General features: G+C 70.5%; 3 protein-coding genes and 2 pseudogenes. All 5 read left to right on the top strand.

Annotation, left to right across the window (positions count from 1 at the left end):
• Window positions 1-267: pseudogene (locus GA0115233_RS39670) on the top strand (hypothetical protein); the annotation flags it as partial.
• A 165-nt stretch (window positions 268-432) separates the two neighbouring features.
• Window positions 433-1,020: a pyridoxamine 5'-phosphate oxidase family protein gene (locus tag GA0115233_RS39675; protein ID WP_093725620.1), complete on the top strand. Its 588-nt coding sequence runs from the start codon at window positions 433-435 to the stop codon at window positions 1,018-1,020.
• Between the two features lie 3 nt (window positions 1,021-1,023).
• Window positions 1,024-1,719 carry a L,D-transpeptidase family protein gene (locus GA0115233_RS39680; RefSeq protein ID WP_093725622.1) on the top strand — a complete coding sequence of 232 codons (696 nt, stop codon included), beginning with the start codon at window positions 1,024-1,026 and terminating at the stop codon, window positions 1,717-1,719.
• Window positions 1,720-1,794: 75 nt separating this feature from the next.
• On the top strand, window positions 1,795-3,177 hold the full coding sequence (locus GA0115233_RS39685) for a ferredoxin reductase family protein (RefSeq protein ID WP_176712120.1): 1,383 nt from the start codon (window positions 1,795-1,797) through the stop codon (window positions 3,175-3,177).
• Between the two features lie 29 nt (window positions 3,178-3,206).
• Window positions 3,207-3,827: pseudogene (locus tag GA0115233_RS39690) on the top strand (FMN-binding protein); the annotation flags it as partial.

Consider the following 3,827-nt stretch of genomic DNA (forward strand, 5'->3'; position numbering starts at 1 on the left):
GCCTCGCAGCTCCCCGCCATCCCGGCCAGCGCCCAGGCCGAGGTCGACCGCAACCTCGCACTGCTCCAGAAGCAGATCGACGAGGCCAACAAGCGACTCGTCGACACCGTCGGCCAGGGCGGACCCAACTTCGTCCAGAACGCCATCCTCGGCCCCCTCGAAGGCAAGCGCACCGCCGCCATCGACCGCATCGCCATCTCCATCGGCCGCACCGCCGAGAAGCCCCAGGGCCTCAACTCCCTGGCCGCCTGCACGCTCGAAAAGTGACGTGACAGGCAGTCGTGGCCGCCCCGTTGGCACGCCGGCCGGGGCGGTCACGGCTGTGCGCGGAAGGAGGCTGCGCGCGGAAGGAGTCGGGAGCCCAGGAGGGCGGGAGCGGAGGAGGTCCAATTCCTTAGACAGGCGAATTATTCGCCAGCATAATCATGAGTCATGGGAAAGACCTATGAGCGCATAGACGGACGACTCCGCGCCTTCATCGAGGCACAGCCCCTCTTCTTCACCGCGACCGCGCCCCTCGCCGCCGACGGCACGGTGAACCTCTCCCCCAAGGGCCTCAAGGGCTCCTTCGCGGTGCTCGACGAGCAGACCGTCGCCTACCTCGACTTCGCCGGCTCCAACGCCGAGACCATCGCCCACCTGCGGGAGAACGGCCGCATCACCCTGATGTGGTGCGCCTTCCAGGGCCCGCCCACCATCGTCCGGGTGCACGGGCGCGGTGAGCCGGTCTTCCGGGACGACCCGCGCTTCCCCGAGCTGCTCGCCCGCTTCCCCGACATCGACCCCGGTGCGCACGGACTGCGCGCCGTCATCGTCGTCACCGCCGAACTCGTCCGGGACACCTGCGGGTACGCGGTGCCCTTCATGTCGTACGACAGTGAGCGCGATCTGCACGCCAGGCGGTTCGCGCGGGAGGACGACGAGTCGCTCAACACCTACTTCACCAAGAAGGAGCACGTGGCCACCAGCCTGGACGGACTACCCGGGCTGCCGTTGCCGCTGCCGCCGTCTACGGTCTGAGCCATGCGCCCCGGTGTCGTCGTCCTCGCCTGCGTCTGCCTGTTCGTGCTCGGTGCTGCTCCCCCCGGAGGGCGGCCACTGCCGACACGGATGGCCGACACGGGCGGCGGCACCCAGCTGATCACCGCCGTCGCCGACCGGACCGGCGCCACGAGGGGCACCGTCACCTGGTGGGAGCTGCGCCGCGGCCGCTGGGTGCGGGCCGGTACCGCACCGGCCCGCTTCGGGGCCAACGGACTCGTCAGGGGCATCGAGCGCCGCCAGGGCACCAGCACCACTCCGACGGGGCTCTACAGCCTCCCGTACGCCTTCGGCATCAAGGCGGCGCCGCGCGGCACGGCGTACAAGTACCGCCGTGTGCACCGGGATTCGTGGTGGTGCCAGGACAACCGCTCGCGCTCCTACAACCGTTGGACCGAGCCGCGCGCGGCGGACTGCCGGGCCGCCGAGTCGGAGCACCTGATCACCTACGCCGGGCAGTACGCGCACGCGCTCGTCGTGGGCTTCAACTACCGCCGTCCGGTGCGCGGCCGGGGCGCCGGAATCTTCCTGCACGTCAACGGGCGCGGAGCGACCGCCGGTTGTGTGTCGGTGCCGGGTGCCGACATGCGCCGGATCCTGCGCTGGGTCGATCCCGCCCGAAAGCCGCACATCGCCATCGGAACCACAGCCGGTTCAACAGCGATCACTCAGTACTGAACACACCGGCCACCGCACACGTACCTCTGGGCCGAGGGACCACGCCACTCCCCCTTGTCCGTTCCCGGAGGAACTGTGACCACCACGCTCGCAGGCGGCCGCGCCGCCCGCCGCCAGACGATGCGCCGCATCCGTCCGCGCCGCTCCCCGGCCGTCCCCTTGGTGATCGCCCTGTGGGCAGGTGCGGCGGCCGTGCTGTGGCTTTGGTGGGACAACACGCCGTCCCTCGCGGACAACACCGCCCGCATCCTCGCCGCCGGCCGGATCACCGGACTGCTCGCCGGTTATCTGATGGCACTCGTCGTGCTCCAGATGGCGCGGGTGCCCGCGCTGGAGCGGCGGGTGGGCTCGGACCGGGTCGCGCGCTGGCACGCGATGAGCGGCCGCTACACGATCTGCCTGGTCATCGCGCACATCTTCCTGACCATGTGGGCGTACGCGCTCCAGGCGGGCAAGACGCTCGGCGACATCGTCCAGCAGACCATCGACTCCATCAACACGCTGCCGGACATGGGCAAGGCGGCCATCGGCACCGGCCTGCTCTTCGTGATCGCCTTCATCTCCATCGGCCCGATCCGCCGCAAGGTGCCCTACGACACCTGGTACCACGTCCACCTGCTGACGTACGCGGCCGTGTACCTGAGCTTCTGGCACCAGATCACCACCGGCAACGAGTTCGCCGTACAGCCCTCCGCCAAGACCTTCTGGTACGGGCTGTACGGCACCGTCACCGCGCTGGTCCTCTGGTACCGGATCCTCACCCCGATCCGGCTCAACCTCCGGCACCGGATGTATGTCGAGGCCGTCATCGAGGAGACGCCCGGTGTGGTGTCGGTGCTGATCGGCGGACGCAAGCTGCACCGGATGGGCGCGGAGGCCGGACAGTTCTTCCGCTGGCGGTTCCTGGCGCCGGGCATGCGGTTCAGCTCGCACCCGTACTCCCTCTCGGCCGCGCCGCGACCCGGTCTGCTGCGGATCACCGTCAAGGCGATCGGCGACCACAGCGAGCGGCTGCGCGAGCTGGAGCCCGGCACCAAGGTGTGGGCGGAGGGACCGTACGGAGCTCTCACCGCGCAGCGCCGCAGCCGCGGCAAGGTGCTGCTGGTGGCGGGCGGCGTCGGTATCACCCCGATGCGGGCGCTGTTCGAGACGCTGCCCGGGGCGGCCGGTGACATCACGCTGCTCTACCGCGCCAACAGCACCCAGGACCTGGCGCTGTGGGACGAGCTGTCCGCGATCGCCGAGGAGCGGGGCGCACGCCTGATGTACGCGGTCAACAGCCCCGACGGGGAGCGTCCGGACATCTCGGCGGAGCGGCTGCAGCAGAAGCTGCCCGACATCGACAAGCACGACGTCTTCATGTGCGGGCCGCCCGGCTTCGCACAGTCCGTCTACGAAGCACTGCGCGGCGCGGGTGTGCCCGCCCGCCGCATCCATCACGAGTCGTTCGAGATGTGAGCGACGGGACTTCAGGAGCTGTAGGAGCGATGAGGAAGACTCACCCCATCCGGCGATTCGTGCTGGCGGGCGCCGCCACCGTGTCCGGGATCGTGCTGCTGCTGTCGCTGAAGCCGGCCTCGGACCCCGGGTCCGCGCAGGCCGCGGGCGGCACGGCACCCCAGCAGAGCACGGCGGCGCAGGAGTCCGCGCAGGGCGGCAACAACGGGCAGACCGGGACCGTCACCGGCACGGCCGTGAAGACCCAGTACGGGCCCGTCCAGGTACGCCTGACCGTCGCCGGCGGCAAGGTCACCAAGGTGGAGGCCGTGCAGGCGCCCAGCGGCGGGCGCAGTACCGAGGTCACCGACATGGCGGTGCCCCGGCTGAACCAGGCGGCGCTCGCGACGCAGAGCGCGGAGATCGACGCGGTGTCGGGGGCGACGTACACGAGCGACGGGTACAAGAAGTCGCTGCAGTCGGCGCTGGACCAGATGAAGAAGTCCGGTTCCGGCTCGGGCTCCGGGTCGGGGGATGCGGGCGCCGGGGCCGGGGCGGGGTGCCGCGCAGGTTCGTACGGTCACCGGTGATGTGGTGAAGACGCAGTACGGGCCCGTGCAGGTGCGGGTCACCGTCGAGGGCGGGAAGGTCACGGCGGCCGACGCCGTGCA

The organism is Streptomyces sp. DI166, assembly GCF_900091315.1.
GTDB classification, from domain to species: Bacteria; Actinomycetota; Actinomycetes; order Streptomycetales; family Streptomycetaceae; genus Streptomyces; species Streptomyces fuscus.